General features: G+C 48.9%; 4 protein-coding genes and 2 pseudogenes. 2 read left to right on the forward strand and 4 right to left on the reverse strand.

Features of this window, described 5'->3' with window-relative positions; genetic code table 11:
- Together STRDD11_RS14640 and udk are read right to left on the reverse strand one after the other, a co-directional pair.
- Positions 1-79: pseudogene (locus tag STRDD11_RS14640) on the reverse strand (DUF1275 domain-containing protein); the annotation flags it as partial.
- Positions 80-118: 39 nt separating this feature from the next.
- Complete coding sequence (gene udk, locus STRDD11_RS10280; protein WP_164828467.1) at positions 119-754, reverse strand: uridine kinase; 636 nt, start codon at positions 752-754, stop codon at positions 119-121.
- 107 nt (positions 755-861) lie between these two features.
- On the opposite strand from udk, the gene STRDD11_RS10285 reads away from it, so the two are divergent.
- Entirely contained in the window at positions 862-1,842 is a 981-nt protein-coding gene (locus STRDD11_RS10285) for a Gfo/Idh/MocA family protein (protein ID WP_128837224.1), read from the forward strand.
- Positions 1,832-2,920, forward strand: coding sequence for a DEAD/DEAH box helicase (locus STRDD11_RS10290; protein ID WP_164828468.1), 1,089 nt, complete (start codon positions 1,832-1,834; stop codon positions 2,918-2,920). The genes STRDD11_RS10285 and STRDD11_RS10290 overlap by 11 nt, the downstream gene beginning before the upstream one ends.
- Positions 2,921-2,958: 38 nt before the next feature.
- Here the strand turns inward: STRDD11_RS10290 and STRDD11_RS10295 are convergent.
- Together STRDD11_RS10295 and STRDD11_RS10300 are read right to left on the reverse strand one after the other, a co-directional pair.
- Positions 2,959-4,355, reverse strand: a pseudogene (locus STRDD11_RS10295) (polysaccharide deacetylase family protein).
- 76 nt (positions 4,356-4,431) lie between these two features.
- Positions 4,432-4,818 carry a lactoylglutathione lyase gene (locus STRDD11_RS10300; protein WP_128837326.1) on the reverse strand — a complete coding sequence of 129 codons (387 nt, stop codon included), beginning with the start codon at positions 4,816-4,818 and terminating at the stop codon, positions 4,432-4,434.
- Between the last annotated feature and the right edge of the window lie 176 nt (positions 4,819-4,994).

Raw genomic sequence — 4,994 nt, forward strand, 5'->3', positions numbered from 1 at the left:
TAAAACCGGCACAAAAGGTAAGCAGGCAGGCAAAAAACTTTGAGCGAGAGTGGAATTCTCTTTTGGTAAACTTTTTCATCACATTTCCTAAAAAGGGAGGCCTTCGCTCCCTTCCTTTCTATCCTTCTCTGGCTTCCTGCAGAATTTTCTCAATCTTGGTCGTAATCAGGTCAATGGCCACCTTATTGGAAGCTCCCTCAGGAATAATGACATCCGCATAGCGCTTGGTGGGCTCGATAAACTGGTGATACATGGGCTTGACCACACCTAGATACTGCTCAATGACACTGTCAAGGCTGCGGCCGCGCTCCTCCATATCCCGCTTAATCCGGCGGATAATCCGTACATCATCATCCGTGTCAACAAAAATCTTAATATCCATCAAATCGCGCAGGCGCTGATCCTCCAGTACCAAGATTCCTTCGACAATAAAGACATCCTGCGGATCCTGCCGGTAGGTCTTGCTGCTGCGGGTATGCTCGGTATAGTCATAGGTGGGAATGTCCACTGGACGTCCAGCCAAAAGCTCCCGCATCTGCTCAATCATCAAATCCGTATCAAAGGCAAAGGGGTGGTCATAATTGGTCTTAACCCGTTCTTCAAAGGTCAGGTGGGACTGATCCTTATAGTAAGAGTCGTGCTCAATCATGGCAATTTTTTCATTGGGAAAGTTGGCTAAAATCGCCCGGGAAACACTGGTTTTTCCGCCTCCAGAGCCACCAGTAACACCGATAATAATAGGTCTGTTTTGCATGTTCTGCTCCATCACTTGTAATCCTATCTATTTTACCCTAATTCATGTTATAATGAAAGAGCTAAAGCAAAAAAAGTATTGATCCAAAATAGAAAAAGGAGGAGCCCATGCTAAAACTAGGCATTATCGGTACAGGCGCCATTTCTCATGAATTTATCAAGGCTGCTCAGCTCAGCGGTGGCTACCAGCTGGCTGCTGTTTACTCTCGGACGCTGACTGCTGCTGAGCGTTTCGTGAAAGCCTACGAAAAAGTCGCGCTCTACACCGACATGGTAGAATTTCTGTCTGCTGACTTAGATGTGGTTTACATTGCCAGTCCAAACTCGCTCCACTTCAGCCATGCCAAAGTAGCCATTCTGGCCCGCAAGCATGTCATCGTGGAAAAGCCGGCCGTCTCTCTTCCTGCCGAATGGGCAGAGTTGGTCAAACTGGCTGCAGAACATCAGGTCTATGTCTTTGAAGCGGCCCGCAACTACCATGAGAAGGCCTTTGCGACCATCCGAGAATTTCTCAGGGATAAGACTGTCTGGGGGGCCAGCTTCACCTATGCAAAGTATTCTTCCAAAATGCAGGCCCTGCTGGAGGGACAGGAACCCAATGTCTTTTCGGCAAAATTTTCCGGCGGAGCGCTGATGGATCTGGGAGTTTATACCCTCTATGCCGCCATCGGTCTCTTTGGAAGACCGGAAAAAGCTCTTTACACCGCTCAGCAGCTGCCCAATACCGTGGATTTGAACGGTGCCGGCAGTCTGATTTATCCCGACTTTCAGGTCCGCATACAGGCCGGCAAAAATCTCAACAGCCAGCTGCCAGCTGAGATTTATACCGATCAGGGAACCCTGACTTTAGACGGTATTGAGTTTATCAGCTCTGCCATTTTCCAAAGACTGGACGGTCAGGAGGAAGTTCTGCCAATCGAGCAGGCGGCGCACCCCATGCTGGAAGAGGCTCAGGCTTTTGCAGGAGTGTTAGAAAACGGTGAAGACAGGACATATGCAGACTGGCAGCAGGCTACGGCAGCTGTTCACGACTGTCTGTTTGCCATGCGCAGGGAAGCAGGTATTAGATTTGAGGTTGATGATGATTAAGGAAAGATTTCCCCAAAGCTGGCGAGACCAGCTGACCCAGCTTGGCTTTGACCAGCTGACAGCTATTCAGGAAAAGATGTTTGAGCCGATTGCCGAGGGGCAGACCGTTCTCGGTGTCAGTCCGACCGGCACCGGTAAAACGCTGGCCTATCTTTGGCCCAGCCTGCTGAAGCTAACGTCCAAAAAAGCCCAGCAACTCTTGATTTTGGCTCCCAATACCGAGCTGGCTGGCCAGATTTTTGAGGTCTGCAAGGCCTGGGCTCAGCCCTTAGGACTGACAGCCCAGCTCTTCATTTCCGGTTCCAGTCAGAAACGCCAGATTGAGCGGCTGAAAAAAGGACCGGAAATCCTCATCGGTACACCTGGACGTATTTTTGAGCTGGTCAAGCTGAAAAAAATCAAGATGATGAATGTGGAAACAATTGTTTTAGACGAGTTTGATCAGCTGCTCAGCGATTCCCAGTATCACTTTGTAGAGAAGGTCTGCCGCTATGCCCCACGCGACCACCAGCTGGTCTACATGAGCGCGACAGCTAAGTTTGACCACGATAAGATTGCTGAAAATACCCTTCAAATCAGCATTGACGACCAGGCCTTGGACAATATCCAGCACTTCTACATGCAGGTCGAGAAGCGCGACAAGGTCGAGCTCCTGCGCAAACTGTCCAATGTGAAAGACTTCCGCGGTCTGGTCTTTTTCAGCGCCTTGTCTGACCTGGGCAGCGCCGAGGAAAAGCTCCAGTACCGTGAGGCCAATGCTGTCTCTCTGGCCAGTGATGTCAATGTCAAGTTCCGCAAGGTGATTCTGGATAAATTCAAAGAGCATCAGATTACCCTGCTGCTGGCGACCGACTTAGTAGCCCGCGGCATTGATATTGAGGCACTGGAGTGTGTGCTCAATTATGAGCCGCCGCGTGATCTGGAAACCTACACCCACCGTGCAGGCCGAACCGGCCGTATGGGCAAGGAAGGCACCGTCATCACGCTGGTCAGCCACCCAGAAGAGCTCAAAACGCTCAAAAAATACGCCTCCGTGCGAGAGCTTGTCTCGAAAAACCAAGAACTGTATATAAATTAGAAAAATTGGAAATGCTGCAAAGCAATTTCCAATTTTTTTTAGTTTCTGCCGTAATAGATGCGATGCAGATCCAGCTGGCCTTCCAGCAGTTCATCCACCGTCACCAGTGTGTAGCCTTGATTTTGCAGATACTTAATGACGCTGGGCAGGGCATCAATGGTGGTCTGATGAATATCGTGCATGAGAATAATCGATCCGGGCTGCGTTTTAGCCACTTCCTGCATGATAGCCTTGGTATTATGCGTTTTCCAGTCCAGACTGTCAATATTCCACATGATAAAGGACTGATCCAGAGCATTCTGAATCGTCAGATTAATGGCACCGTAAGGCGGCCGGGTAATGGTCGGTTTGCTGCCGGTAACCTTGGCAAGCGCTGTCTGAGTGTCCAAAATTTCTTGCTTGGCTGCCTCTAGCGGGAGCTTGGTCAAAATCGGATGGTCCCATGTATGAATCCCGATTTGGTGGCCTTCGGCATAGACCCGTCTGACCAAATCTTCATTGCCGGCAATATTTTGTCCGACCATGAAAAAGGTTGCCTTGGCGCCATATTTTTTGAGAATATCCAGAGCCTGCGGTGTCGTCTTGGCTTCAGGCCCATCATCAAAGGTCAGCGCGACCATTTTCTCATGCCGTTTGGCCTCAAAACTCTGATAAGACTCCAGATCAGCTCCTGTCAGATAGTCCGGGTTGATGCAATTGTAAAAGCTGGACAGGGGAATATCCAGACTGGTCAGTCCCTGGACCTCCTTAGGCAGGCCAATCGAAAAATGACTGTTTTCGTAGCGGAAGGTCCATTGGCTGAGCTCGGTCTGGCTTAGGCTGGTCATGACCTCTGTCTGCCCGCCCTCGTCCACCTGCCGAAAGGTCAGCTGGCTGGCTATTTCGCTGAGAAAAAGCTCCTTGGCTGCCTCGCCATTGGTAAAGAGCTGATCCAAGGTCAGCCGACTGCCGTCCTGGCGGATATAGCTGGCAGCAATCTGCCGGACTTCTCCTTTGCTGATCTCCATCTTTTGGACCTGATAGTCTCTGCGATGGACCAGCACTTCCATCACATCCTTCAGGCTTGTTTCCTTTTCCTCCGTATAATAGAAGGTCAGCTGCTCAATCTTGCTGTCTTTTTCTGATTATCCTTAATGGTCTGGCTATCTGCTTCTGCCTGCTCCTTGACTGCAGTCATGACCTGACCATTCAGCAGAGGATAAAAGGACTCGATATAGTGGCTGCCAATCATTTTACTCTGCTTTTCGGTGTTTTCAGCATGGTACTTCTCTTCTTGGGCGATTAGCGCATCCACCTTCTCCTGCAGTTCCTTTTCCTGAAAAATCGCATAAATCCTCACTGCACCAAAAAACAGAGCAGCAAGGACCGTCAGACTCAGCAGACTGAAAACGAGGAGCTTCTTCTTACCGTTTCTCTTTTTATCTTGTCTTTTCATACACCTATCCTACATGAATGTCGCTAATAAAAAGTTTTTGGTTTGCTTGAAGCAAGAAAGCCTCCGCCGCTAAGCTTTAGAGACTCTTCTCACGAATCACTTCCACCTTGTAGCCGTCAGGATCTTTGACAAAGTAATAGTTAGGCGGATTGCCGGGCAGACCTTTGGGACCCGTCACTTCATAACCCTTGGCCTTGTGCTCGGCATGGAGTGCCTCCAAGTCCGGCGTGCTGAGAGCCACATGGGCAAAACCATCCCCGATGATATAAGGACCGTGGTCATAGTTATAGGTCAATTCCAGCTCATAATCATCGCCGTCCAAACCTAGATAGACAATGGTAAATTTGTATTCCGGAAAATCCCTGCGGCGCAGCTCCTCAAAGCCAAAAGCCTCCGCATAAAAAGCAATCGATGCTTCCAAATTCTCCACACGCAAACAAGTATGTAACATTTTTGATGCCATCATTTCACCTCTTTATTTTCATATTTATTATTATACCCTATTTTAGGCAAAATGGATATTAAATTTTTAAAAAAGCAGATAAAACATATAGAAGGCGGTGGGACAGACTCCCATGATGGCTGCGCCCTCACCCACAGAGGGATGGATCTTTGGGAAGATACTGTATAAGAACTAAA

Origin of the sequence: Streptococcus sp. DD11, from assembly GCF_001578865.1 — a bacterium.
Classification (GTDB): Bacteria; Bacillota; Bacilli; order Lactobacillales; family Streptococcaceae; genus Streptococcus; species Streptococcus panodentis.